The organism is Streptomyces speibonae (genome assembly GCF_984686075.1).
Genome location: NZ_OZ480260.1, coordinates 587,796 through 612,348, shown reverse-complemented (window position 1 = coordinate 612,348; position 24,553 = coordinate 587,796). Strand labels below are relative to the sequence as shown.

General features: G+C 72.4%; 24 protein-coding genes. 19 read left to right on the top strand and 5 right to left on the bottom strand.

Going from position 1 to position 24,553, the window contains the following annotated elements; all coding sequences use genetic code 11:
* The first annotated feature begins 2 nt into the window (after positions 1-2).
* Positions 3-1,520: a sensor histidine kinase gene (locus AC5L3C_RS02705; protein ID WP_493646620.1), complete on the top strand. Its 1,518-nt coding sequence runs from the start codon at positions 3-5 to the stop codon at positions 1,518-1,520.
* A gap of 259 nt (positions 1,521-1,779) precedes the next feature.
* Here the strand turns inward: AC5L3C_RS02705 and AC5L3C_RS02700 are convergent, their stop codons facing one another.
* The gene (locus AC5L3C_RS02700) at positions 1,780-2,466 is read right to left on the bottom strand and encodes a DUF4389 domain-containing protein (protein WP_493646619.1); all 687 of its coding nucleotides are present in this window, start codon (positions 2,464-2,466) and stop codon (positions 1,780-1,782) included.
* Positions 2,467-2,749: 283 nt separating this feature from the next.
* On the opposite strand from AC5L3C_RS02700, the gene AC5L3C_RS02695 reads away from it, so the two are divergent.
* Together AC5L3C_RS02695 and AC5L3C_RS02690 are read left to right on the top strand one after the other, a co-directional pair.
* Positions 2,750-3,052, top strand: coding sequence for a DUF1540 domain-containing protein (locus tag AC5L3C_RS02695; RefSeq protein WP_206302280.1), 303 nt, complete (start codon positions 2,750-2,752; stop codon positions 3,050-3,052).
* Between the two features lie 338 nt (positions 3,053-3,390).
* Complete coding sequence (locus tag AC5L3C_RS02690) at positions 3,391-3,528, top strand: hypothetical protein (protein ID WP_164555548.1); 138 nt, start codon at positions 3,391-3,393, stop codon at positions 3,526-3,528.
* Here the strand turns inward: AC5L3C_RS02690 and AC5L3C_RS02685 are convergent.
* Entirely contained in the window at positions 3,513-4,265 is a 753-nt protein-coding gene (locus tag AC5L3C_RS02685) for an SDR family NAD(P)-dependent oxidoreductase (protein ID WP_493646618.1), read from the bottom strand. The two genes, AC5L3C_RS02690 and AC5L3C_RS02685, sit on opposite strands and share 16 nt — an antisense overlap.
* Positions 4,266-4,451: 186 nt before the next feature.
* Between AC5L3C_RS02685 and AC5L3C_RS02680 the strand changes: the two genes are divergently transcribed.
* The 8 genes from AC5L3C_RS02680 to AC5L3C_RS02645 all read left to right on the top strand — a co-directional run bounded on the left by AC5L3C_RS02680 (position 4,452) and on the right by AC5L3C_RS02645 (position 9,073).
* Entirely contained in the window at positions 4,452-5,318 is an 867-nt protein-coding gene (locus AC5L3C_RS02680) for a helix-turn-helix transcriptional regulator (protein WP_493646617.1), read from the top strand.
* A gap of 169 nt (positions 5,319-5,487) precedes the next feature.
* Positions 5,488-5,778, top strand: a complete 291-nt coding sequence (locus tag AC5L3C_RS02675) for an alpha-amylase inhibitor (protein ID WP_164555547.1) — start codon at positions 5,488-5,490, stop codon at positions 5,776-5,778.
* A 138-nt stretch (positions 5,779-5,916) separates the two neighbouring features.
* The gene (gene panD / locus AC5L3C_RS02670) at positions 5,917-6,339 is read left to right on the top strand and encodes an aspartate 1-decarboxylase (RefSeq protein WP_493646616.1); all 423 of its coding nucleotides are present in this window, start codon (positions 5,917-5,919) and stop codon (positions 6,337-6,339) included.
* Between the two features lie 9 nt (positions 6,340-6,348).
* Positions 6,349-6,693 carry a GNAT family N-acetyltransferase gene (locus tag AC5L3C_RS02665; RefSeq protein ID WP_493646615.1) on the top strand — a complete coding sequence of 115 codons (345 nt, stop codon included), beginning with the start codon at positions 6,349-6,351 and terminating at the stop codon, positions 6,691-6,693.
* A gap of 20 nt (positions 6,694-6,713) precedes the next feature.
* A complete protein-coding gene (locus tag AC5L3C_RS02660) occupies positions 6,714-7,343 on the top strand; it encodes an aspartate/glutamate racemase family protein (protein WP_493646614.1) in 630 nt (209 codons plus the stop codon).
* 97 nt (positions 7,344-7,440) lie between these two features.
* Positions 7,441-7,938, top strand: coding sequence for an SRPBCC domain-containing protein (locus AC5L3C_RS02655; RefSeq protein ID WP_493646613.1), 498 nt, complete (start codon positions 7,441-7,443; stop codon positions 7,936-7,938).
* Positions 7,935-8,270, top strand: a complete 336-nt coding sequence (locus AC5L3C_RS02650; RefSeq protein WP_493646612.1) for an ArsR/SmtB family transcription factor — start codon at positions 7,935-7,937, stop codon at positions 8,268-8,270. The genes AC5L3C_RS02655 and AC5L3C_RS02650 overlap by 4 nt, the downstream gene beginning before the upstream one ends.
* Before the next feature lie 47 nt (positions 8,271-8,317).
* On the top strand, positions 8,318-9,073 hold the full coding sequence (locus tag AC5L3C_RS02645) for a DUF899 family protein (protein ID WP_493646611.1): 756 nt from the start codon (positions 8,318-8,320) through the stop codon (positions 9,071-9,073).
* Positions 9,074-9,594: 521 nt separating this feature from the next.
* Here AC5L3C_RS02645 and gnd read toward each other — a convergent pair.
* A complete protein-coding gene (gene gnd / locus AC5L3C_RS02640; RefSeq protein WP_125502163.1) occupies positions 9,595-11,034 on the bottom strand; it encodes an NADP-dependent phosphogluconate dehydrogenase in 1,440 nt (479 codons plus the stop codon).
* Positions 11,035-11,459: 425 nt separating this feature from the next.
* Between gnd and AC5L3C_RS02635 the strand changes: the two genes are divergently transcribed.
* Positions 11,460-12,731, top strand: a complete 1,272-nt coding sequence (locus AC5L3C_RS02635; protein ID WP_493646610.1) for a transglycosylase family protein — start codon at positions 11,460-11,462, stop codon at positions 12,729-12,731.
* Here the strand turns inward: AC5L3C_RS02635 and AC5L3C_RS02630 are convergent.
* Positions 12,721-13,881: a DMT family transporter gene (locus tag AC5L3C_RS02630; RefSeq protein ID WP_493646609.1), complete on the bottom strand. Its 1,161-nt coding sequence runs from the start codon at positions 13,879-13,881 to the stop codon at positions 12,721-12,723. The two genes, AC5L3C_RS02635 and AC5L3C_RS02630, sit on opposite strands and share 11 nt — an antisense overlap.
* Before the next feature lie 227 nt (positions 13,882-14,108).
* On the opposite strand from AC5L3C_RS02630, the gene AC5L3C_RS02625 reads away from it, so the two are divergent.
* The 6 genes from AC5L3C_RS02625 to AC5L3C_RS02600 all read left to right on the top strand — a co-directional run bounded on the left by AC5L3C_RS02625 (position 14,109) and on the right by AC5L3C_RS02600 (position 23,387).
* Positions 14,109-14,846: a (2Fe-2S)-binding protein gene (locus AC5L3C_RS02625; protein ID WP_493646608.1), complete on the top strand. Its 738-nt coding sequence runs from the start codon at positions 14,109-14,111 to the stop codon at positions 14,844-14,846.
* Between the two features lie 38 nt (positions 14,847-14,884).
* Positions 14,885-16,036 carry a glycogen synthase gene (gene glgA / locus AC5L3C_RS02620; protein ID WP_493646607.1) on the top strand — a complete coding sequence of 384 codons (1,152 nt, stop codon included), beginning with the start codon at positions 14,885-14,887 and terminating at the stop codon, positions 16,034-16,036.
* A 51-nt stretch (positions 16,037-16,087) separates the two neighbouring features.
* The gene (gene glgC / locus AC5L3C_RS02615) at positions 16,088-17,308 is read left to right on the top strand and encodes a glucose-1-phosphate adenylyltransferase (RefSeq protein ID WP_125502155.1); all 1,221 of its coding nucleotides are present in this window, start codon (positions 16,088-16,090) and stop codon (positions 17,306-17,308) included.
* A 182-nt stretch (positions 17,309-17,490) separates the two neighbouring features.
* Positions 17,491-20,109: a PA14 domain-containing protein gene (locus AC5L3C_RS02610; protein WP_493653722.1), complete on the top strand. Its 2,619-nt coding sequence runs from the start codon at positions 17,491-17,493 to the stop codon at positions 20,107-20,109.
* A gap of 251 nt (positions 20,110-20,360) precedes the next feature.
* A complete protein-coding gene (locus AC5L3C_RS02605; RefSeq protein ID WP_493646606.1) occupies positions 20,361-21,788 on the top strand; it encodes a wax ester/triacylglycerol synthase family O-acyltransferase in 1,428 nt (475 codons plus the stop codon).
* Between the two features lie 105 nt (positions 21,789-21,893).
* On the top strand, positions 21,894-23,387 hold the full coding sequence (locus AC5L3C_RS02600) for an SDR family NAD(P)-dependent oxidoreductase (RefSeq protein ID WP_493646605.1): 1,494 nt from the start codon (positions 21,894-21,896) through the stop codon (positions 23,385-23,387).
* 27 nt (positions 23,388-23,414) lie between these two features.
* On the opposite strand, the gene AC5L3C_RS02595 is transcribed toward AC5L3C_RS02600, so the two are convergent.
* Positions 23,415-23,867, bottom strand: coding sequence for a hypothetical protein (locus tag AC5L3C_RS02595; protein ID WP_493653720.1), 453 nt, complete (start codon positions 23,865-23,867; stop codon positions 23,415-23,417).
* 470 nt (positions 23,868-24,337) lie between these two features.
* Here AC5L3C_RS02595 and AC5L3C_RS02590 point away from each other — a divergent pair, with 470 nt between their 5' ends.
* A complete protein-coding gene (locus tag AC5L3C_RS02590) occupies positions 24,338-24,511 on the top strand; it encodes a hypothetical protein (protein WP_493646604.1) in 174 nt (57 codons plus the stop codon).
* The last annotated feature ends 42 nt before the right edge of the window (positions 24,512-24,553 follow it).

Here is a 24,553-nt window from a genome sequence, read left to right as displayed (position 1 = left end):
CCGTGAACGGGTTCAAGTCGTGGCGCCGCTGGTGGCCCCGTTCGGTACGGGCCCGCGCTGCCCTGGCGGCCGCCCTGGCGGCCGCCGTCCTCCTGGCCGGCATCGGCTGGTGGGTGCACCGCGAGGTCTACCGCAAGAGCACCGACGTTGCCACCATGGAGGCCCTGTACCATGCCATGTCGCTCGCCGACGAGGTGAGGGAGGGGGTGATCCCTCCCCGCACCAGCATCGTGCCGTTCGAGGTCGTGGCGACCGGCCGGAGCACCGCCGTCGCCTACGGCGGAGGCATGGACGACTTCCGTCCCGACGTCCACCACGTGCTGCCCGCGCCGACCAGTTCGTCCGGGTCCTGGGACATCCGGATGCCGGTGAACCCCGACTTCAACCCCGGACTCCAGGGCGACGTGCCCGGCGGAGTCCAGCGGGTCATGTGGTCCGACATCGAACCCGGCGAACTGAGCCGCGAGGCGGCCGCCGCCCTGGGCGTCGCCACCGACGCCCGCGTGCGGGTCTACGTGGTGGTCCTCCCCACCGCGGCCAAGGACATCACCGACAGTGTCGACGGCATGCTGGTGCGGGCCGGTCTCGCCGGCCTCGTACTGATCGCCGGCGTCGCCTACCTGACCGTGCGCATCGCGCTGCGGCCCGTCGAGGCCATCCGGGTCCTCACCGCCTCGGTCACCCCGAACAACCCCCGCGAACGCGTCACCGTCCCCGCCTCGGGCCACGAGATCGCCGCCCTGGCCACCACCATCAACACCACCCTCCAGCGTCTCGACACCGCCGCCGCCCAGCAGCGCCGCTTCGTCGCGGACGCCGCCCACGAACTGCGCAGTCCGCTCACCACCCTGCTGACCAGCCTGGAGGTCGCGCTCGCTTACCCGGAACGCACCGACTGGCCCGCGGCCGTCACCACCGCCGCACGGCAGACCCGCCGTCTCCAGGCGCTCGCCGAGGACCTGCTGCTGCTGGCCCGCCTCGACACCCGCACCCCCACGGCTGACGACACCGAACCCGTCGACCTGACCGCTCTCGCGTCCCGGCTGGCAGAGCAGCACCCGTTCGCCGAGCGTCCGCTGACCCTCACCTGCGACGACACCGTCACCGCCTTCGCCCTGGGAAACCCCGACGACTACGAACGGCTGCTGCGCAACCTCATCGACAACGCCGCCCGCCACGCCGCCCACCGCATCCAGATCACCCTCCGCGACCAGGACGACCAGGTCGTCCTCACCGTGCACGACGACGGACCCGGAGTGCCCTCCGAGGACGCCGAGCGCATCTTCCAACGCTTCGTCCGCCTCGACGACGCCCGCTCCCGCGACCAGGGCGGCACCGGCCTCGGTCTCGCCATCGCCCGCGACCTGGCCCACCGCCACGGAGGCACCCTCACCCTCACCCCCCGCACCCTCGGCGCCTGCTTCGAGCTCCGCCTGCCACGGGCCCCCGCCCCGGCCGAGGACGACGATCACTCCGAACCCGACCATCGGACACGGGAGGCCGTGCCGGAGGACGCGTGACGGACCACGACGCCGCTCCCTCGCACGACCGAGCCGGAGCGAGCCGCTCGGCGACCCCCGCGGCCCAGCCGTCGACGCCCCTCCAGCCGCGGTGGTCCCCGTACCGGCCGCCCGCCGGCCCGGCCACGGCACCTGCCCTCGCTCGATCACACCGGAGCACACCCGGTGATCCGCGTACTCCGGCTCCGGAGGGACGCTCCGGGTGGACCCGACGCCGACGCGACCAGTACGTCCGTCCGCGGCCCGCCCCCCGCAGTTCTCACGGCGCCCTCCCCGGCTCCTGTCCGCCCTGGTCGAGCCGGAAGGGCGGATACGCGTCGGTGAGCAGGGCCGCGTAGGCGGCGACGCGCAGGACCCAGCGGTTCAGGCCCAGCAGCAGGTCGAACAGTCCGCGCGGGTACCGCCCGGTGGCGGCCAGGGCGATGCCCGCGAACAGCGTGAGCAGGCCGATGAGACCGCCCGAGAACCAGGCCAGACGGGCACCGCCGGCGAAGAATCCCAGGATCAGGTAGTGCGGCAGGGCCAGCAGCCACCATTTCACCAGGACGAGGCCGCGTGAGAGCTGTCCGGGGTAGGGCAGGTCCCAGTGCGCCGGGTAGTCCGGGACGTCGGCGAGGGTGAACGGCGGGTAGCGGTCGGTGCCCAGCGTGCCGTACGCGTAGTACGCCACGCGCCAGTTCCAGCGCAGGACACCGGTGGTGAAGTCGAACAGGGGCCGCGGGTACCGGCCGGTGAAGAGGATCGCGAAGAAGGCGACCACGCTCACCCCCGCGACCGCCACCCACAGGAAGAACAGGATGACGAAATGGGGGAGGGCGAGCAGCCACTTGACCAGCCACAGCCAACGCGACAACGGCGCGTCGAGCCGAGCCGTCAGCCGGGCCGGATACCCCTCCACGGCAACGGGCCCGCCGGGAGGCGGTGGGGAGGTGACGTGTGCGCTCATGGCGACCGGTCCCTTCGGAAGCCGGACGCGTTCGCCGTCGGACAGAGCGCGCCGCGTCCGACGGCCACGACCCTCCGGGTCATCACGTCGCTGACGGTGTGCGGGGTATCAGGCACTGCGATCCTCTCCAGGCCCACAACTCCACGATCGCCGCGAATCGGCGCAGTGCAACCCGGGCCGTCGGCCCTCCCCCTGACATGCGCCGTCGCCCGCCGTCGCGGACAGTGGAAGACAGGAAAGGAACGTTCCGCTCCCCGCGAGCCCACGAGGAGGACGACCCGCCATGGCTGCCACCCCCGTCATGCAACTGCCCGTGATCAGCGAGTGCGCGGCCGAGGACTGCGCCTACAACGACCACCACACGTGCCGCGCCGCGGCGATCACCGTGGGAGATCTCGACAGCCCCGTCTGTGAAACGTTCATGGCCGCCGACCTGGAGGGCGGTGAGCCGTCGACCACCGGCCGGGTCGGGGCGTGCAAGATGGCGGACTGCCGGCACAACTCCGGGCTGGAGTGCCACGCCCCGGCCATCACCGTCGGCTACGAGCACGACCAGGTGGACTGCCTCACCTACTCCCGGACGTGAGGCGCAACCCCGCCGCGTGACGCTCGTCACGGACACCGTCGGAGAGCACCGCGTGGCAGCCCGGCAACCGGGGCGAGCAGGGAGCCGGTCAGCCACGCGTTCTCCGGTCGGGACGCATACCGCGTGGCCGCCCGCGGCACCGGCACGACGAGGTGCGCGGGCGCCCCCAGCGTCTCGGCGACGACCGAGGCCCAGGCGGAACGGCTCGGTCCGCAGCGTCGTGCCTCCCACGTCGAGCACGGTGAAGTCGCCGCCGGTGCCCTCGGGGCCCCGTTTCGCAGGGGCCGGCCGGGGCGCCGCCCGCCGCGGGACCGGCGGCGAGACGGTCAGACCGCCAGATGGTCACGGAGCTCCTCCTCGAAGACCAGAAGCCACAGATCGGCGGCCGAGTCGTCGACCATGCCGTGTTCGCCGTACGGACGGTTGACGACGACGTCCCCGCCGCCGGCGCGGAACTCGGTCAGACCTGGCCGTAACCGCCGTCGACCTGGTAGTCGGCGCCGTTGACATGGGAGGCCGCGTCCGAGGCGACGAAGGAGATCACGGCGGCGACCTCTTCCGCGGTGCCGGCCCGGGTCATCGGGGTCCCGGTGCCCATCGTGGCGATGAGCGCCTCGCGTTCCTCGGCGGTGGCGGCCAGCTGCGCGAAACTGGGCGTATCCGTCGGGCCCGGGCTCACCACGTTCACCCGGATCCTCCGCGGGGTCAGCTCAAGGGCCCAGGTACGGACGAGAGCGCGGACGCCGGCCTTGGAGGCCGCGTAGAGACTCCGCCCGCGCGACGCCTTGTGAGCGGCCATCGAGCCGGTGAGGACGATGGCACCACCGTCCGCCAGCAGCGGCAGCGCCTTCTGGACGGTCATGATGGTGCCGGTGATGTTGACGTCGAAGACCGTCCTGATGACGTCCTCGGTGATGGTTCCCAGTGGTGCGGTCGCGATCGCCGCCGCGTTGACGACCAGCACGTCCAGCCGGCCGCTGCGCCGCTCCACCTGCGTGAAGAGCCGGTCGAGGTCGTCGGCAGAGCGCGAGTCGGCCCGCACCCCGATGACATCACCCGGTATGTCCGCGGCCGCCGCCGTCACGGCGTCCTGGTCCCGTCCCGTGATGTAGACAGTCCCGCCCCCTTCGGCGATCTTCCGCGCGGTGACGTGCCCGATACCGGCACTTCCACCCGTCACGACCGCGACCTTGCGGTGAAATGCGTTGCTCATGGAACTCGTCGTCCGTTCATCTGGGTAGCCGTCCCCGGGGAACGTCGTGCAAGACGTCCCGGAAAGGTCCTGAGAAACACAGGCGGTACGAGCCTGCGCCGTGTGCTGACACCGGTGCCAGAAGCCTGCTGATACTGGTACCGGCAGCACCAGGCCGGCATCTCCCGGCTCTGGCACAGTGGATCTGTGCCGACAACCATGAACCGGACCGAACTACGGGATTTCCTGCGCTCACGACGCGCGCGGGTCTCACCCGAGGACGTCGGCATACCCACGACAGTCCGTCGGCGCACCCCCGGACTGCGCCGCGAGGAGGTCGCCCAGCTGGCCGGTGTCGGCATCACCTGGTACACGTGGCTGGAGCAGGGGCGGCCGATCAACGTCAGCTCCCAGGTGCTCGACGCGGTGGCCCGCACGCTCTTGCTGAGCGCCGCCGAGCGTGACCACCTCTACCGTCTGGCCGAGGTCCCCCAGCCTCCGGCCGTCAGCGATCCGCCGATCGAGCTCCCCGGCCACCTCGACAGCGTCCTGGGAGCCCTGGACCCGCTGCCCGCCATGCTGGTCGACGCCCGTACCGACGTGCTGCGCTGGAACCGCGCATACGCGGCCCTGCACCCCGCTCTGGTCAGTGCTCCGCCCGGCAAGCGCAACACCCTCTGGCAGCTCTTCGCGGCACCGGAGGGGCAGCCCCGCGTCGTCAACCGCGACGAGCAGGCGCCCGAGGCCGTGGCAGGGTTCCGCTATCGCTACAGCCAGAACGCGGGCGACCCGCGATGGCAGGACTTCGTCGCCCGTCTGTGCACCGCCAGCCCGCTGTTCTCCCGGCTCTGGGCCACGCACGACGTCGCTCCACCGCACCTGTGCGACAAGCGCTACGACATCACGGGGATCGGCGCAGTGAGCCTGCGTGCCACCAGCATGGATCTGACCGACCACCCCGGCGTCCGCCTCGTCGTCCAGACCCCCACCGACAGACGCAGCCGCGAGAACATCGACCGTCTGCTACGCCGGGCGACGCACCTGCGTCAGCGTCCGGACCCGCAAGGGGCCTGAACGCCAACATCTCGGACTGCTCCGCCCTGCCGCACCGAAAACTGCTGAAACTTGCCGCAATCACTTTCACGCCTCTGCCGGACCTCCGTACTCTGAGGTGTCCGTTCAGTAAGTGAAGGGGAGCACTCTGATGAGGCGGTTTGTGCGTTCAGCTTTCGTGGTGTGCGCGATGGCTCTGGCCCTGGCGACGCCCGCCACGGCGGTGCACGCCGAGTCACAGGAGGGCGCGGGGAACCAGCCCCCCGTACCCGCGTGCCTGACGTACAGCCCGGGATGGCGCTACACATTCGTGATCAACGACTGCCCGACCGCCCACAGGGTGAAGGTCATGTACGGCGACGGAATGGACGTCCCCTGCCAGGAGGTGGCCCCGCGGAACTGGTTCACCTTCCCGGGCCACGGAACCGAGGGGAACACGATCGAGGGCATCGCCCTGTGCGACCGTGCCGACGGTGCCTGACCGCGCGGTCGCACGGCGGAACGGGCATGCGACCCCGGCCTGCCGGGAGCGCACGCAGTCGAAGACATGCCGGTGTACAGTGAACGACGCCCCTGACCTGCAACAAGCTGGCGGGGAGCCGTCCTTCAGGAGTCCATAGTGCTGCGCACCATGTTCAAGTCCAAGATCCACCGCGCCACCGTCACCCAGGCCGACCTGCACTATGTGGGATCCGTGACGATCGACGCCGAGTTGCTCGACGCCGCCGATCTGCTGCCCGGTGAGCTCGTGCACATCGTCGACATCACCAACGGCGCCCGGCTGGAGACGTACGTCATCGAGGGGGAGCGCGGGTCCGGGGTGATCGGGATCAACGGGGCCGCCGCCCATCTCGTCCACCCCGGAGATCTGGTGATCATCATCAGCTACGCCCAGGTGACCGACGCCGAGGCGCGGGCGTTGCGGCCCCGCGTGGTGCATGTGGACGCCGGCAACCGCATCGTGGCCCTGGGCGCCGATCCGTCCGAGCCGGTGCCGGGGTCGGACCAGGAGCGCAGCCCGGGTGCCGTCGCCCCGGTATGAAACGTGACCATGGGTGACATCGAGATCCGCGACGACCGTGCGGCAGGCCGGCTCGAGGCCGTGGCCGGCGGTGAGGTCGTCGGGCGTATCGAGTACTTCGTCCTCGACGCGCCGGAGCGCGCGCTCGTCCCGGTGCACACCGCCGTGGAGCCCGCCCACGAGGGTCAGGGCATCGCGGGCTCACTCGCCCGCGCGTTCTACGCCCTCGCCGCCCGGGAGGACAGCGCCGTCGCGCCGCTGTGCCCGTACGTCGCCGCGTGGGCCGGGCGCCACCCCGACCGGGCCCCGGCGGCCGGGCCCGAGCTGATGAAGGCGGCGCACGCGTGGCTCGCGGCGCACCCCGAGCGGTTCTGACGCTCCCGGCGGAGCGGCCCGTGCTCGCGCTGTTGCACACCTCGCCCGTGCACGTCCCCGTCTTCGACGCGCTGCGCGACCGCGCCCACCCGGGCCTGGAGCTGCTGCACCTCGTCGCCGAGGACCTGCTGGAGCGCGCCCGCGCCGACGGGCCTGCGGCGGTCGCCGACGCCGTACGGGCGCGGGTGCGCGAGGCCGTCGACCGGGGCGCCCGTGCCGTGCTGTGCACCTGCTCGACCATCGGCGGGGTCGCGGAAGCGGCCGGCGCCGGGGCCGGTGTCGCCGTACTGCGGGTCGACCGGCCCATGGCCGCTGCCGCCGTGGCCGCGGGTCCGCGTGTCGTGGTCCTCGCCGCGCTGGAGAGCACGCTCGGTCCCACGGGCGCCCTGATCGAGGGCGAGGCCCGGCGGGCCGGCCGGTCCGCCGAGGTGCGCACCGTGCTGGTGCACGGCGCCTGGGAGCGTTTCGAGGCGGGCGACGCGGCGGGGTACGTCCGCCTCGTCGCGCGGGCCGCCGACACGGTCCGTGACGCCGACGCGATCGTTCTGGCGCAGGCCTCCATGGCTCCGGCGGAGGCCCTCGTCGCCACGGCCGTTCCCGTGCTCTCCAGCCCTCGTCCGGGGCTCGCGGCGGCGGCCCGGCTGATCTGACGCGCACCCTCGAGTAAGTGCAACTCTCGGGTTGCATATCCCGCCCTCGTGTGCAACCGTTCAGTTGCAGATCAAGGGACGACGAGGGAGGCACCCCGTGAACGACATCACGCACACCGACGCGGAACTCGCCGAGCTGGACCGCATCGACCGGCGGATCGACATCGACGCCCCCGCCGAGCGGGTCTGGGACCTGATCGTCCGGCCCGGCTGGTACATCAACGACGGTGAGGTCGAGCCCGAACCGGACCTGCGCCAGGAGGGCGAGGTGACGGTGGTCCGCCATCCGTCGCACGGCGAGTTCCGGTTCCGGACGGTGGAGCTGGACAAACCGCGCTACGCGGCCTTCCGCTGGATCGGTACCCCGTTCCGCGACGGCGCGACGCCCTCCACCCTGGTCGAGTTCTGGATCCATGAGCGGGACAGTGGTGGGGTGACCCTGCGCGTGGTGGAGAGCGGCTTCTCGAGCCTCGCCGACGACCCGGCGGCCTGGCTGAGGGAACGCGAGGGCAACGACAAGGGCTGGCTCACCGAGCTGGCGGCCGCGAAGGCGTTCGTCGAGCAGGGCACGCCGGCCGGAGCGGGGCAGCGGTGAGCGCGGTCGCCCTTCCCGACGTGTGCGCCGCGCTCGGCGACCCGACGCGCTGGGAGATACTCACCCGGCTCGCGGAGGAACCCATGTCGGCGTCCGCGCTGGCGCGGGTCCTGCCGGTGAGCCGGCAGGCGATCAGAAAGCATCTGGAGGTGCTGCGCGAGGCCGGACTGGTCGAGTCCGAGCAGCGCGGCCGCGAGGTCGTCCACGTCGCCCTCGGCGCCCGGCTCGGCGCACTCGCCCGCGAACTCGACCGGATCGGCCGCTCCTGGGAGACGCGGCTGCTGCGGATCAAGGAACTGGCGGAGCGTCCCGATCCGACCGGCACTCCCTGACCCTCGAGGACCGACGCGGGACAGCACGCACAGGACGGAGCAAGGCCATGACGGAGCACGACACGGGCCCCACGGACCGCGCACCGGCGCTGCCGCCGGTGGCCGACCGGGCCACCTTCGACGCCCGGCTGGACCAACTGCGGATCCGGGAGAAGGCGCACACCCCGGAGGGCGACGCGCTCGCCGCGCAACGGCGGCGCCTGCCCATGGTGGAGGTCGCGGCCGACCTGCCGCTGACCGGCCCCGACGGGCCGCTCACCCTGCTCGACGCCTTCGAAGGACGCCGGCAGCTCATCGCGTACTACTTCATGTGGCACCCCGGCCACGACGCGGCGGGCCAGTGCGAGGGCTGCACCTGGGTCACCACGCAGGTGCAGGAACTGTCGTACCTGCACTCGCGCGACATCACCTACGCGGTCCTCTGCCAGGGCCCGTACGAGGAGAGCCGCCGCTACCGCGACTTCATGGGCTGGGAGGTGCCGTGGTACTCGGCCCTCCCGTCGCTGGAGGAACTGCTGACCGGGCGGCACGTCGGCATGATGCACCTCGTGTGCTACCTCCGGGACGGCGACCGCGTGTACGAGACGTACTGGACGACACTGCGCGGCGTGGAGGCGATGGACTACAGCTACGCGCTCATGGACCTCACCGTGTACGGACGTCAGGAGCTGTGGGAGGACTCGCCCGACGGGTGGCCCACCGTCCAGAGCACGCCCGCCGACGACGTGTTCCGCAGCGACGGACGGCCCATCCCCCACTGGTCGCGCCTCGCGGCCGGCCGCTCCGACACCCTGACCCCGTGATCCGCAGGCCGGGGCGGTGGCGCCAACCGGCTCCGCGCCGTCACGCGGGCGGGTGACTGGCGGGAGCGGCCCCGGGTAGGCGGGGGAGTAGTCCAGAGCCGACGTCGACCGACAGGCCGGAGGACACGCGCCATGACGAACCCGTACCCGGATCCCGTCCCGCCGGGGCCCACTCCGGGACCGACGCCGGGCCCGGACCCCTCGCCCCCCGAGCCCCACCCCGACCCGGTGCCGCCCCCCGAACCGCCGCCGGGCCCCACCCCGACACCCCCACCGCCGGGCCCCGGCCCGGAGCCCACCCCGCAGCCGCCCGGCCCGGGCCCGCAGCCGCCCGGTCCGCCCCCGCCGCACCCGGGCCCGCCCGAGCCGCCGCCGTCACCGATCCCGCCGGGCCCCGAGCCGCCCCCGAACCCGGAGCCCGGACCACCGCTGACGTGAACCGAGGTGAAACGCGTCGCGCACAGAGAGAGGAGGGCGGTGGACGCCCGTGACCGTCCACCGCCCCCTCCCGGTCTCGCGCCCTACGCGGACACCTCCGACCGGTCCCCGCCCCACAGCGTGTGGAACGAGCCCTCGCGGTCCGTGCGCCGGTACGTGTGCGCACCGAAGAAGTCCCGCTGACCCTGGGTCAGCGCGGCCGGCAGCCGCTCCGCGCGCAGGGCGTCGTAGTAGGCGAGGGCCGCCGCGAAACCGGGGGTCGGCACACCCTGGCGGGTCGCCGCGATCAGCACCTCGCGCCAGTCGTCCTGCGCCTCGGCGATCTCCTGCGCGAACGTCTTGTCGGACAGCAGGCTGGGCAGGTCCGCGCGCGTGTCGTAGGCGGCGCGGATGCGGTCCAGGAACGCCGCCCGGATGATGCAGCCCCCGCGCCAGATCGCGGAGACCGCGCCGAGGTCGATGTCCCAGCCGTACTCCTCACTGCCCGCGGCGATCATGTGGAAGCCCTGCGTGTACGACACGATCTTCGACGCGTACAGCGCCTGCTCCACCCGGTCCGCGAAGGCCGCCGCCTCCGCCTCGCTCATCGGCGTGGCCGTCGGGCCCGCCAGCCCGCGCGAGGCCTCGCGCAGCGCCGCGTGGCCGGAGAGGGAGCGCGCGAACACCGCCTCGGCGATGCCGGACACCGGCACGCCCAGGTCGAGCGCGATCTGGACGGTCCAGCGCCCGGTGCCCTTCTGCTCCGCCTGGTCCACCACCACGTCCACGAACGGCTTGCCCGTCGCCGCGTCCACGTGCGACAGCACCTCGGCCGTGATCTCGATCAGATAGGAGTCCAGCCGCCCGGTGTTCCAGGTGCGGAAGATCTCCGCGATCTGCGCGGGGCTGTACCCGGCGACCTCCCGCAGCAGCTGGTACGCCTCGCCGATCAGCTGCATGTCGGCGTACTCGATGCCGTTGTGCACCATCTTCACGAAGTGTCCGGCGCCGTCCGGGCCGACGTGCGTGACGCACGGGGAGCCGTCCTTGGCCTTGGCGGAGATCTTCTCCAGCATCGGGCCCAGGGAGTCGTAGGACTCCTTCGGCCCGCCCGGCATGATGCTCGGCCCGTGCAGCGCGCCCTCCTCACCGCCTGAGACGCCCATGCCCACGAAGTGGATGCCCTGCTCGCGCAGCGCCTTCTCCCGCCGCCGGGTGTCCGCGAAGTGGGCGTTGCCGCCATCGATGATCATGTCGCCCGGCTCCAGCAGCGGGGCGAACTCCTCGATGACCGCGTCCGTCGGCTCACCGGCCTTCACCATGATGACCAGGCGCCGCGGCCGCTCCAGAGCCGCCACGAACTCCTTGGCCGTCTCGGCCGCCACGAAGCTGCCCTCGTGTCCGAACTCCTCCACCAGCGCGTGCGTGCGCGCCGCGGTCCGGTTGTGCAGGGCGACCGTGTAGCCGTTGCGGGCGAAATTGCGCGCGAGGTTGCGGCCCATGACCGCGAGCCCGGTGACGCCGATCTGCGCTGAACTGCTCATTGGGGTGGCTCCTAGTGACCTGGTATGGGTACTGCCGCTGCGCCGGGTACTGCCGGCCGGCGCCCGTCAGTCCTGCCATCGACCATCCTGACGTGCCGCACCTGCCTGCGCATGCGCGGGTCGGTCGAACGTCGCGCAGGCACATACGGGCGAAGACACACGTCGTACTCAGCCGTCGTTCCCGACGCCCGGTACTGCCGCTCACCGCGCCTCCCCGCCCAGCGCGCCCGGCCGGCGCGCGCTCCCGCGTGCCCCCGCGGACGGGCACATCCGCCCGCGCACACGCGCTCGAAGGCGTCAACAGGGGCGCAAGGGGCGAAAATTCCCGGCCACTTGGCGCATCCGTGCGGCCGATAGGCGCCTTGTCACGGCCAGTTCGCAACGCTTACTTTTGCCCCTCCTGACGCATTGTCGAGGGGGATTCCATGGCCGTCCGCGGCCGGCATCGCCGGTATCAGCCGAACAGGATCAACAGGGCCTCGCTCACCGTCACCGCGGGCGGCGCCGGGATGGCGCTCCCGCTCATGGGCACCGGCGCCGCTCAGGCCGCCGACGTGGAGACCTGGGACAAGGTCGCCGCCTGCGAGTCCACCAGCAACTGGGACATCAACACCGGCAACGGGTACTACGGCGGGCTCCAGTTCACCCAGTCCACCTGGGAGGCGTTCGGCGGCACCCGGTACGCGCCGCGTGCGGATCTGGCCACCAAGGACCAGCAGATCGCCGTCGCCGAGAAGGTGCTCGACGGACAGGGCCCCGGCGCCTGGCCGGTCTGCTCGGAGCGGGCCGGACTGACGCGGGGCGGCAGCGCCCCCGACATCCGGCCGGCCGCCGACACCTCCGGCGGGAACGGCACGACGGCGGCCGGCAAGAAGAAGAGCCGACCCACCGTCGAGGACGTCAAACCGCACACCACACCCCAGTCGCGGGCCGGCCGTGCCGAGATGTACACCGTGGTCCGCGGCGACACGCTCTCCGGCATCGCGGCGGACGAGCGGATCCGCGGCGGCTGGCAACGGCTGTACGACGCCAACCGCTCGACCATCGGCGACGACGCCGACCTGATCATCCCCGGCCAGCGCCTCACCCTGTCCGGCGGCACGGCCAAGCCCTCCACGAGCGGGTCGAAGCCGGCCGAGAAGAAGGCCGGCAAGAGGGCCGGGGAACGCACCGAGAAGAAGACCGAGAAGAAGACCGAGAAGAAGACAGAGAAGAAGACCGCCGAGAAGAAGACCGAGAAGTCCTCTTCCCAGCGCACCGACGACCGCGCCGACCGCGCCGCCACGACCGGCGGGAAACGGGTCGCCCCCGTCGGCGCCGCCCCCGGCACGCCGTACCACAAGGCCGGATCCGCCTGGTCGAAGGGCTATCACACGGGGGTCGACTTCCCCGTCCCCACCGGCACGTCGGTGAAGTCGGTCGCGGCGGGCACCGTGGTGAGCGCCGGCTGGGAGGGGTCGTTCGGCTATCAGGTCGTGGTCCGCCACGGCGACGGCCGCTACAGCCAGTACGCGCACCTGTCGGCGATCTCCGTGCGGAACGGTCAGTCCGTCGGCGCGGGGCAGCGCATCGGCCGGTCCGGCTCCACCGGCAACAGCTCGGGCCCGCATCTGCACTTCGAGGTGCGGACGGGGCCCGGTTTCGGATCGGACGTCGACCCGGTCGCCTATCTGAGGGCGGGCGGCGTCAGGATTTGACGCGCGCCGCGTGCCGGTCCAGCCCGCCTGCCGGGACGTATGGTCCGCCGTAGAAGGGGGCGTACGAGACCAGCGGCAGCATGGCGGGATCCTCGCCCTCCGGTGCGCCGCGCGGTGCGGGCAGCCCCACACCCTCGGCCAGCGCCAGCTCGGCCAGCAGCCGCTCGGTCGGGTCGCCCACGGCCGGCCCGCCGGCGACGGCCGGGGAGCGGTCGGCCGGAACCGAGTCGGGCACCGGCTCCGGTACGAGGCTCCCCGCGCCGGGCACCGGCTGCGGCACGGCGCTTTCCGTACCGGCCGTCCGCGCCTCCTGCTGCTCGCGGGCCAGCCGCTCCGTCGTGAGGAGGATCAGCCCGCCGGCCGCCACCACGCCGCAGCTCAGTGCCAGCGCCGTGCCCGTCGAGCCGTAACGGAAGGTCTCGCCGAACATCGTGATGCCGACCGCGGCGGCCACTACCGGGTTCACCACCGTCAGCGTGGCCAGCGGGGCGGCCAGTCCGGCACCCCGGTAGGAGGCCTGGGAGAGGAGCAGGCCCGCGGTCGCCAGGACGCCGATGACCGCCATCGACGGCAGATCGCCGGCCGACACCCCGCCGCTCCAGTCCACCGCGACGGTCTTGGTGAAGACGGAGGACATGCCGAACGCGACACCGGACGCCGTCGCCAGCAGAATGCTGCGCACCGCCGGGTGACGGTGCACGGCCCTGGCCGCCACCATCAGCGCCACGACCGCACCCGCCGTGCCCAGCGCCGCCGCCACCCGCTGCGTGCCGTTCAGCGACTGCGCCTCGGACGCGCCGACCAGGGCCAGCAGGCCCGCCAGACCCACGGTCGCCATGATGGCGCCCCGCCACGCGGTCGCCCCGGCCCTGCGGCGGACGAACAGAGCGGCCATGGGCAGCGCGAACACGATGGTCAGCGCGCCCAGCGGCTGGACGATGCTCAGCGGCCCGTAGGCGAGTGCCACCACGTGGAGCACCCCGCCCAGGCCGTTGAGCGCGACCGCCGCCCACCAGCCCGGCCGGCGCAGCGGTGCGAACTGCTGCGCCCCGGACGAGGACACCGCGACCTGCTCCTGCACGATCGCACCGCCGGCGTACGCCACGGCGGACACGAACGACAGCACCACGGACAACGCGAGGGCGCTCATCGGCTGCTCCTCTGCGTAAGGCCGGGGCAGCGAACCCGGCGCGGCGAACGGTCGGCTTTCATGACCAACACGATGCCGTGCCAGGCTGTTCCCGTCGTCGTCCCTGAGCACTCAATGAGTCCTACTGCCGATGGAGTACGACGACGGCCCCGTCATCCCCTGGAGGGGTGCCCCGCGACAGCGGGCCCCTGGTTGCGCCCCTAAGGGACTTGGTACTACTGCACGTCGTGGACCTCGACCCCCGCCTCACCGCCCTCCACCGGCTCGGTGGCTTTCACGCCCTGCGCACGGCAGGAGTTCCCGGCCGCTCCCTGCCCACGCTCGCACAGGCATACGTCCCGGGACCCGCGGATGTTCAGGGCGACTTCCTGACCTCGCGGGTCCGCACGGTCGCCGGAGCCCTGCGCACCACCGAGCCGCGGGTCGCCGCGTCGGTGGCCCACCAGGGGCTCGCCGCCCGGCTGTGGTCCGTCGCCCTGGGCTCCGCCGCACTCCACGGTGCCGTCCCCGACCTGGACCCGCGGCTGCTGCGCTGGGACCTCGCGGCCGGCGCCCCCGACGACCTGTGGCTGACCGAGGTGCGTCCGCTGCCCGGCGACGCTCCCACCCTCGCGGACCTGGTGCTGACCGGCCACCTCGAACCCCTGGCGGCGGCCCTGCGCTCCCGCCACCGGCTCGCCCCGGGACTGCTGCGCGGCAACGCGGCCTCCGCCCTCGTCGGCGCCGCCCGCCGGCCGGTGGACTGGGCGCGCGGCCACGGCCGTACGGACGTCGCCGAGCGGGCCGCCCGGCTGACCCGGGAACTCCTCGCCGACCCGCGGCTCGCCGGGGCCGGCACCCTCACCGGCACCGGCTTCCGGCGCCGCAGCTGCTGCCTGTACTACCGGGTGCCCGGCGGGGGAGTCTGCGGCGACTGTTGCTTCGTACGGCCGCCCCGCTCTTCCCCACGCGCCCCGTCTGAGTGACCATGAGGGGGACGTCCGCTCAGACAGGGGGTTCACGGGTGCGAGTGGGACTGCTGAGCAGGGAGTACCCCCCGGACGTGTACGGCGGCGCGGGAGTCCATGTGGAGTTCCTCGCCCGTGAGCTGCGCCCGCTGGTGGACCTGGAGGTGCACTGCTGGGGCGAGGGCCGGGCGGACGGCGTGCTGCGCCACCGGCCCTGGCCCACGCTCGACGGCGCCAACGACGCGCTGCGCACCTTCTCCGTGGACCTCGCCATGGCCGCCGCCCTGGAGGGCCGCGAACTGGTCCACTCCCATACCTGGTACGCCAACCTCGGCGGCCACCTGGCGAAGCTGCTGTACGGCATTCCGCACGTGATGACCGCCCACTCCCTGGAGCCGCTGCGCCCCTGGAAGGCCGAGCAGCTCGGCGGCGGCTACGCCCTGTCCGGCTGGGCCGAGCGCACCGCCGTCGAGGCCGCCGACGCGGTGATCGCCGTGTCCGCCGCCATGCGCGAGGACATCCTCGGCTGCTACCCGGCCCTGGACCCCGGCCGGGTGCACGTCGTGCACAACGGCATCGACACCGAGCTGTACCGCCCCGACCCCGGCACCGACGCCCTGGACCGGATCGGCCTGGACCGCTCCCGCCCCTATGTGCTGTTCGTCGGCCGGATCACCCGGCAGAAGGGCGTGCCGCAGTTGCTGCGGGCCGTGCGCGGCATCGACCCGGACGCGCAGGTCGTGCTGTGCGCGGGCGCCCCCGACACGCCCGAGATCGACCGTGAGTTCCGCGAGCTCCACGAGGAGCTCGGCCGGGTCCGCGAGGGGGTGCACTGGATCCCGCGGATGCTGCCGCGTCCGGAGGTGATCCAGCTGCTCACGCATGCCGCCGTCTTCGTGTGCCCCTCGGTGTACGAGCCGCTCGGCATCGTCAACCTGGAGGCCATGGCCTGCGGCACCGCGGTCGTCGCCTCCCGGGTCGGCGGCATCCCCGAGGTCGTGGCGGACGGCTCGACGGGGGTACTCGTGGACGCGGACGACGATTTCGAGGCGGGCCTCGCGCGGGCCCTCGACTCCGTCCTGGGCGACCCCGCCACGGCACGGCGGATGGGCGAGGCGGGACGGGAACGCGCGGTATCGGAGTTCGGCTGGGACGCGGTGGCCCGGCGTACGGTCCTCCTCTACGAGGAGATCCTCAAACAGGCTTAGCCCGGTCCGTCCGGGGCAGTCTTGGGAAACATCGGCGTGAGGGGAGCGGCCATGCGGCGTGGTGGTCCTTCGGTCCTGGGAATCGTGCTGGCCGGCGGCGAGGGCAAGCGCCTGATGCCCCTGACGGCCGACCGGGCCAAACCCGCGGTCACCTTCGGCGGCACCTACCGGCTCGTCGACTTCGTGCTGTCCAACCTCGTCAACGGCGACATCCTGCGCGTCTGCGTGCTCACCCAGTACAAGTCGCACTCGCTGGACCGGCACATCACCACCACCTGGCGGATGTCGAGCCTGCTCGGCAACTACGTCACCCCCGTCCCCGCCCAGCAGCGCCTCGGCCCCCGCTGGTACCTGGGCAGCGCCGACGCGATCCTGCAGTCGCTGAACCTGATCCACGACGAACAGCCCGAGTACGTGGCGGTGTTCGGCGCGGACCACGTGTACCGGATGGACCCGCGCCAGATGCTGGCCCAGCACATCGAGAGCGGCGCGGGGGTCACGGTGGCGGGCATCCGGGTGCCGCGCTCGGAGTCCTCCGCCTTCGGCGTGATCACCCCGGGCTCGGACGGGCAGACCGTGGACCGCTTCCTGGAGAAGCCCGCCGACCCGCCCGGGCTGGCCGACGACCCCGAGTGCGTGTTCGCCTCCATGGGCAACTACATCTTCACCACCAAGGCGCTCGTCGAGGCCCTCCAGCGCGACGCCGAGGACGAGAACTCGGTGCACGACATGGGCGGTTCGATACTGCCCCAGCTCACCGACCGGGGCGAGGCGCACCTGTACGACTTCAGCTCCAACCACGTGCCCGGTGAGACCAGCCGGGACCAGGGCTACTGGCGGGACGTCGGCACCCTGGACGCGTACTACGACGCGCACATGGACCTGATCGCCGAGCGCCCCGCGTTCAACCTCTACAACCGGCAGTGGCCCATCTACACCCACTCCGGGCAGCTCTCCCCGGCCCGCTTCAACGCCGGCGGCATGGCGAGCGAGTCGATCATCAGCGCCGGCTGTCTGATCCGCGGGCAGGTCACGCGGTCCGTGCTGTCGCCGGGCGTGGTGGTCGATCCGGGTGCGGTGGTGCAGGGGTCGGTGCTGCACGACAACGTGCACGTCGGTCGGGGCGCCGTGGTGCGCGGGGCGGTGCTGGACAAGAACGTCGAGGTGCCGCCGGGCGCGACGATCGGCGTCAACCCGGAACGCGACGCGGAGCTGTACACGGTGTCCAAGGGCGGCGTCATCGCGCTCGGCAAGGGGCAGTTGGTGCCGTAGCGGCTCTCGAGGAGGCCCCGGTCGCGTGTGACGACCGGGGCCTTTGTCATGTCCCTGGACTGATGGAAGAATCCGTGCTGTTATGCCAAGTGCTGTTCTTTGACAACGTTGTACTGGACTGACAACGCACAGAACAGAACATGCAGAGCGAGAGCCGTCACTTCCTCACCGACGGAGGATCCGTGCGCAGCAGACGACTCAGGAACCGATTCGCCCTCCTCCTGGCCACGGCGCTGGGCGTCACCGGCCTCACCGCGACCGGGCCCGCCTCGGCCGCCGCGGAGGACGACCCGGTGGAGGTCCACGGGCTGAAGGGCGAGTACTGGACCCACTCCGCCCCCGGTGCCTTCGACTTCCACGAACTCAAGGCCGTCGCCTTCGACCCCCAGCTCGACTTCGACAACCTGGAACCCCGCCTCGGCCTCACCACCGGCCGGGCCGACGACGTCAGCGTCCGCTGGACCGGCAAGCTCGTGCCGGAGACCACCGGCGCCCACACCTTCTCGGTCAGCTCCGACAACGGCTTCCGGCTGTGGGTCGACGGCGCCCTCGTCATCGACCACTGGATCGACGACTGGGACAACGAGCAGACCTCCGAGCCGGTCCAGCTCACCGCCGGCCGCGCCCACGACATCAAGGTCGAGTACTTCGAACACTACGGGGGCTCCAACTTCCACCTGCGCTGGACCCCGCCCGGCGGCACCAAGGCACCGGTGCCCCGGTCGGCGTTCCGCCTCCCGGACGGCTTTGACTACGACGGTGCCCTCGCCGCCACCGTCCTTGCCTCCGGACGCACGCTCAAGCTGGACTTCCCCAAGCCGCTCGCCACACCGCCCGCCGACTTCACCGACCACATCAACGCGGTGATCGGCGGCGCCCGGTGGCCGCTGACCTCGGCGAAACCCGACCCGGCCGACCCGCGGGCGCTGCTCGTCACCCTCGCCGAGCCCGTGGTCGGCAACAAGGCCGGCACCGCCCGCGGCAGCGCCGACATCCAGTACGACGGCCAGGGCGGACTGAAGGCCGCCGACGGCGACCCCGTGGACGCCTTCCTCAGCAGCGGACCCAACCGCTCCACCCACGAGCTGCGCACCGGGTGGGCCGACGAGGTGGGCCCCGGCAACGCCCACCCCGAGTACCCGCGCCCGCAGCTCACCCGTTCCCAGTGGCGCAACCTCAACGGCCGCTGGCAGTTCGCGGCCGCCGAGGAGGGCGAGCGCCCGCCCGTGGGCCGCACGCTGAAGGAACGCATCCTGGTGCCCTACCCGGTGGAGTCCCAGCTCTCCGGGATCCAGCGGCACGAGGACCGCATGTGGTACCGCCGGACCTTCACCGTCCCGCGCGACTGGCACATCGGCTCCGGCAAGCGGCTGCGCCTCAACTTCCAGGCGGTCGACTGGCGCGCCGAGGTCTACGTCAACGGCAGGAAGGTCACCGCGCACGAGGGCGGCTACGACAAGTTCTCCGTCGACGTGACCGACGCGCTGAGGCGCAGCGGCCCCCAGGAGCTGATCGTCGGCGTCTACGACCCGACCGACGCCGCCGACGGCGAGAACCCGCCGATGGGCAAGCAGCGCCTCGACCCGAGCGGCATCTGGTACACGCCCAGCTCCGGCATCTGGCAGACGGTCTGGATGGAGCCGGTCGCCCGCGACCACGTGGACTCCCTCCGGCTGATCCCCGACGTGAAGGGCGAACGGCTCACCGTCGAGGCCACGGGCGTGCGCGCCGGCCTGCCGGTCAGGGCCACCGCGTACGACGGACGGCGCAAGGTCGCCACCGCCACCGGCCGCACCGGGCAGCCCCTCACGCTGAAGATCAAGAAGCCGCGCCTGTGGTCGCCGGACGACCCGTTCCTGTACGACCTGAAGGTCAGCGTCGGCGCCGACCGCGTGAACAGCTACTTCGGCATGCGCTCCATCGCCGTTGAGAAGATCGACGGAGTGCCGCGCACGGTCCTCAACGGCAAGCCCGTCTTCCTGATGGCCACCCTCGACCAGGGCTTCTGGCCCGACGGCCTGCACACCGCCCCCACCGACGAGGCCCTCGCGTACGACCTCAAGGCCCACAAGAAGCTCGGCTTCAACTCGGTGCGCAAGCACATCAAGGTCGAACCCGACCGCTGGTTCTACTGGGCCGACCGCCTCGGACTGCTGGTGTGGCAGGACATGCCCTCCATGCGGGACGCCCGCACCCCGGACGCCGAGGCCCGCGCCCGCTACGAGCGCGAGATGAAGGAGATGATCGACGAGCACATCAGCAGCCCGTCGATCGTCATGTGGGTCACCTTCAACGAGGGCTGGGGCCAGTACGACGTCGGCCGGATCGCCGCGCAGGCCAAGTCCTGGGACCCCAGCCGGCTGGTCAACAGCCAGTCCGGGCTGAACCTGGGCATCGACGGCGGGACCGGCGACATCATGGACGAGCACGGCTACCCGAGCCCCGCCCTGCCGCCCCGGCCCGACGGCGAACGCGCCCTCGTCAGCGGCGAGTACGGCGGTCTCGGCCTCGCCGTGCCCGGCCACGCCTGGTCCGTGCAGCAGTCGTACGTCGACGTCGACCCGGCGACCTACACCGACGACTACCTCACCAAGCTCGACGAGGTGCGGGCACTGGTGTGCCAGGGCGGCAACGGCGCCGTCTACACCCAGATCTCCGACGTGGAGGGCGAGCTGAACGGTCTGCTCACCTACGACCGGCGGGTGATGAAGCCGGACGTGAAGCGGGTGCGGGCGGCGCAGCGGGACCTGATCCGGGACGCCTCCCGGGACCGGCCCGCGGGCTGCCCGTCCACGGACTGACAAACCCGTAGTGAGGGGTGACCCGCCCGTCCGGGTGGCGTGCGTCCGGGTGGCGTGCGTCACCCCGTCGGACGCCCGGAACGCCCCTCGGGGCCGCATATGACCAGGTTTCCGCCCCTTCTGCCGTAACGGCGGAAGGGGCGGAGTCGTCACATGCTGTTAACTATGTGTAGCCAGATCGTACTTGACCGTAATCGGCCGGGAGCGATTGACTGCTGATCCGTTCCCGTCGCCGATGCGAGGCCCCGCTCATGACCGCAGACCCGCTCGCCCCCCTCGACCTGGCGTTCTGGAACCTCGAGTCCGCCGGTCACCCGATGCACCTCGCGGCGCTCGGGGTCTTCTCCGCCGGCTCGCCCTCGGCGGCCGCGCACGCGGTGGATCTGCTGGCCGCCCGGGCCGCCGCCGTGCCGGGGCTGCGGATGCGCATCCGCGACACCTGGCAGCCGCTCGGACTACGGCGCTCGCTGTCGGCGCTGCGCCGCTCCCTGCCCACCCCCGGCGAGCCCCTCACGGCCGCGCTGGGCCGCCCGCTCACCTCCGTCGTCCGCGGCTCGCTCGCCTTCGGCGGCGCCGCCCGCGAGCCCGACCCCGGCTTCGACCCCCTGGACCACGTCCGGCTGCACACGCCCGTCGCCGACTTCCACGCCACCGCGGGCGAACTGATGGGACGCCCCCTGGAGCGCACCCGTCCGCCGTGGGAGGCGCACGTGCTGCCGGAGGAGGGCGGCGCCCGCATCGCCGTCCTGTTCAAGTTCCACCACGCCCTCGCCGACGGACTGCGCGCCCTGACCCTCGCCGCCGCGCTGATGGACCCCATGGACCTGCCCGCGCCCCGGCCGCGCCCCGCCCCGCCCCCGCGCGGACTCCTCCCGGACGTGCGCGAGGTCCCCGGCCTGGTGCGGGACGCCCTGTCCGACGCGGGCCGGGCCCTGGACATCGGCGCCGCCGTCGCCCGCTCCACCCTCGACATGCGCTCCTCGCCCGCGCTGACCTGCGCGCCCAGCGGCACCCGGCGCACCGCGGGCGCGGTCGTCGACCTCGACGAGGTGCACCGGATCCGCAAGAGCGCCGGCGGCACCGTCAACGACGTCACGATCGCGGTCGTCGCCGGAGCCCTGCGCCGCTGGCTCGACGAGCGCGGCGACGGCAGCGAGGGCGTCGCCCCGCGCGCCCTCATCCCCGTCTCCCGGCGCCGGCCGCGCACCGCCCACCCGCAGGGCAACCGGCTCTCCGGGTACTTGATACGGCTCCCGGTCGACGAGAAGGACCCGGTCACCCGCCTGACCCGGGTCCGTACCGCGATGGACCGCAACAAGGAGGCCGGCCCGCACCGCGGCGCGGGCGCGGTCGCGCTGCTCGCCGAGCATGTGCCGCCGCTCGGACACCGGCTCGGCGGTCCGCTGCTGGGACAGGCGGCCCGGCTCTGGTTCGACGTCCTGGTCACCAGCGTGCCGCTGCCCGGCTTCGGTCTGAAGCTCGGCGGCGACCCGCTCGGCGCCGTCTTCCCGCTCGCGCCGCTGGCCCCGGGCCACTCGCTCGCGGTCGCCGTCTCCACCTACCGCGGGAGCGTCCACTACGGCCTGGTCGCCGACGGCGTGGCCGTCCCGGACCTCGACCGCCTGGCCCGGGCGCTCACCGAGGAGGTGACGACGCTGGCCGCCGTCTGCGATCACTGACCGGCCGCGGTTTGGTACTGCGGCCCGGTGCTGAAGTAAAATCCCCCGCTCGACAGCGGATGCGAACGGAGCGCCGCGACGGAAGAGCGGGAAACGGCAGCGGCGATGACGGTGACAGAGAACGGCCCCGAGGCCGCGCAGGCGGCGGCACACGGGCCCGGCATCGACCCGGAACGACTGGCCGTCTGCCTCGGCGTGCTGGAGGAGCTCGACAAGCTCGACGTCGACCACCCCGACGCGATCCTGGTCCGCAGGGCCACCTCACACATCTACCGCACGGTCAAGCAGCGCCGCCGCCAGGAGCGCCGGGCCGCCAAGACCGCCCACGACAAGGCGGTCACCGAGGCCACCGCCACCGGCTCCGCCGACCGCATCGACGACGAGACCGAGGGCATCCTGCCCTCCTCGCGGGTGGAGTCCGGCCGGATCGCGGGGATACTCCAGCGCCCCCGCTCCTGCTACGTCTGCAAGACCCGCTACGTCGAGGTCGACTACTTCTACCACCAGCTCTGCCCGGAGTGCGCCGCCGAGAACCGGGTCCGCCGCGACGCCCGCGCAGACCTCACCGGCAAGCGGGCGCTGCTCACCGGCGGCCGCGCCAAGATCGGCATGTACATCGCGCTGCGGCTGCTGCGCGACGGTGCCCACACCACCATCACCACGCGCTTCCCCAAGGACGCCATCCGCCGCTTCAAGGCCATGGACGACTCCGCGGACTGGATGCACCGCCTGGAGGTCGTCGGCATCGACCTGCGCGACCCCGGCCAGGCCGTCGCGCTGGCCGAGCAGGTCGCGGAGCAGGGCCCGTTGGACATCCTCATCAACAACGCCACCCAGACGGTGCGCCGCCTGCCGTCGGCGTACGCCGCGCTCGTCGAGGGCGAGAGCGCCCCGCTGCCGGCCGGTGAGCTGCCCGCCCACCACGTCATCGGCGCCTTCAACTCCGGTGCGGTCGACGGACTGACCGCGCTGCCCGCCGGGGTGAGCGGACTGGACGCGCAGAAGGTGGCCGACCTCGCCCTGGTCGCGGGCAACGCCAGCGTGGAGCGGCACCGGGACGGCACCGCCATCGACGCGGGCGGGCTGGTGCCGGACGTGGTCGACTCCAACACCTGGGTCCAGACGATCGAGCAGATCTCCCCGGTGGAGCTGCTGGAGACCCAGCTGTGCAACTACACGGCGCCGTTCATCCTGATCAGCGCGCTGCGTCCGGCGATGGCCGAGGCCGCGCGCCGTGCGGCCGCCGGGCGCGCGTACGTCGTCAACGTCTCGGCCATGGAAGGCGTGTTCGCCCGCGGCTACAAGGGCGCGGGGCACCCCAACACCAATGCGGCCAAGGCCGCGATGAACATGGTGACGCGGACCAGCGCGCAGGAGATGTTCGACACCGACCGCATCCTGATGACTTCGGTCGACACCGGCTGGATCACCGACGAGCGTCCCCACTTCGACAAGCTGCGCCTGGCCGAGGAGGGCTTCCACGCCCCGCTCGACCTGGTCGACGGCGCGGCCCGGGTCTACGACCCGATCGTGCGCGGCGAGGCGGGCGAGGACCTGTACGGCGTCTTCCTCAAGGACTACGCGCCCAGCCGCTGGTGACGAAGGCGGGGGACACCCCCGCGGCCGTCAGTCGACCCTGCCCAGCCGTGCGGAACGGGCCGCCAGCAGTTCCAGCACGGTGCGCCAGTCCTCCAGCACGCCGGCGTCGAAACAGGCGGTGCGGGCCTCCTCGTCCGCCGTGCGCAGGGCGAGGACGTCGTCGTCCGCCCGAAGGCCGTACCGGGGGTGCCGGCGGACCAGCCCGGCCACCCGCGCGCCGAGCAGCTCCCGTACCGCGTCCGCCGCGCGGCCGGCGCCCCCCGCCGGATCGCCCGGCATCAGCAGCCCGGCGACCGGCCGGACCAGCCCGGCCACCTGGAGTTCCTTGTCCGCGGGCCGGCTCCGGCGCAGCAGCGCGGCGGTCCGCAGGGCGTGGTCGTGCGGGTCCGCGCCGGTGCCGCCGGGGCGGTCCCGGTCCTTCCGTGTGCCGCGGCACGCGTACAGCAGGTCCATCAGCTCCTCGACGGTGCGCAGTTCCATGCGCCGGTCCTCCCGGGAGACAGCCGTTGCCATGCGGCAGCAGAGCATGGCGAGCTTGCGATCCGGCCAACGGGACCTGAACGGCACCATGACCATGCGGCCTTGTCGAAAGCGTCGACACCCCTGTACGCCGATCGAGTGAACGGAGATGCCGTAACAAAGCTGAAATAGCAGCATATTACGCTTGATGGTGAGCGCCCTGTCGCGTGATTGTTACCGGCGGTTTCGAGCCCCATCGAGCGGGGGGCCGCTCATTTGGTTAATCTGAGTCGGACGGACAGCACCCAGGGTCCTACCCGCACCCACGGTCCGTCTGGGACAAGCCGGTTCATCACGGCCTGCTCTCACCCGAGTTACCGGCGCCACCGCGTCCGAACGGCATTCGACTCAGACCCGAGCGGACGTCAGACGCCAGGCACAGGGCCCGACGCAGCACGTCCCCAGGGTGACCGACACATAAGGAGTGCGCGGTGACACCGGAACAGACGCAAAGCGAACAGCGCCCCGAGGAACGCACGGAGCGTTCCCGCCGCCGTCCCGGGGAGCTCGGCAGTCTCGACGTGTGGGCCCGCTCGGCCCCGATCCGTCTGGCGGGCTACGAGGACGACCTCGCCGAACCGCACATCCTGCCCAGCGTCGACTGACGCAGGCCCCGCGCCCCGCCGGTTCGCGGGCGTGCCAGACTC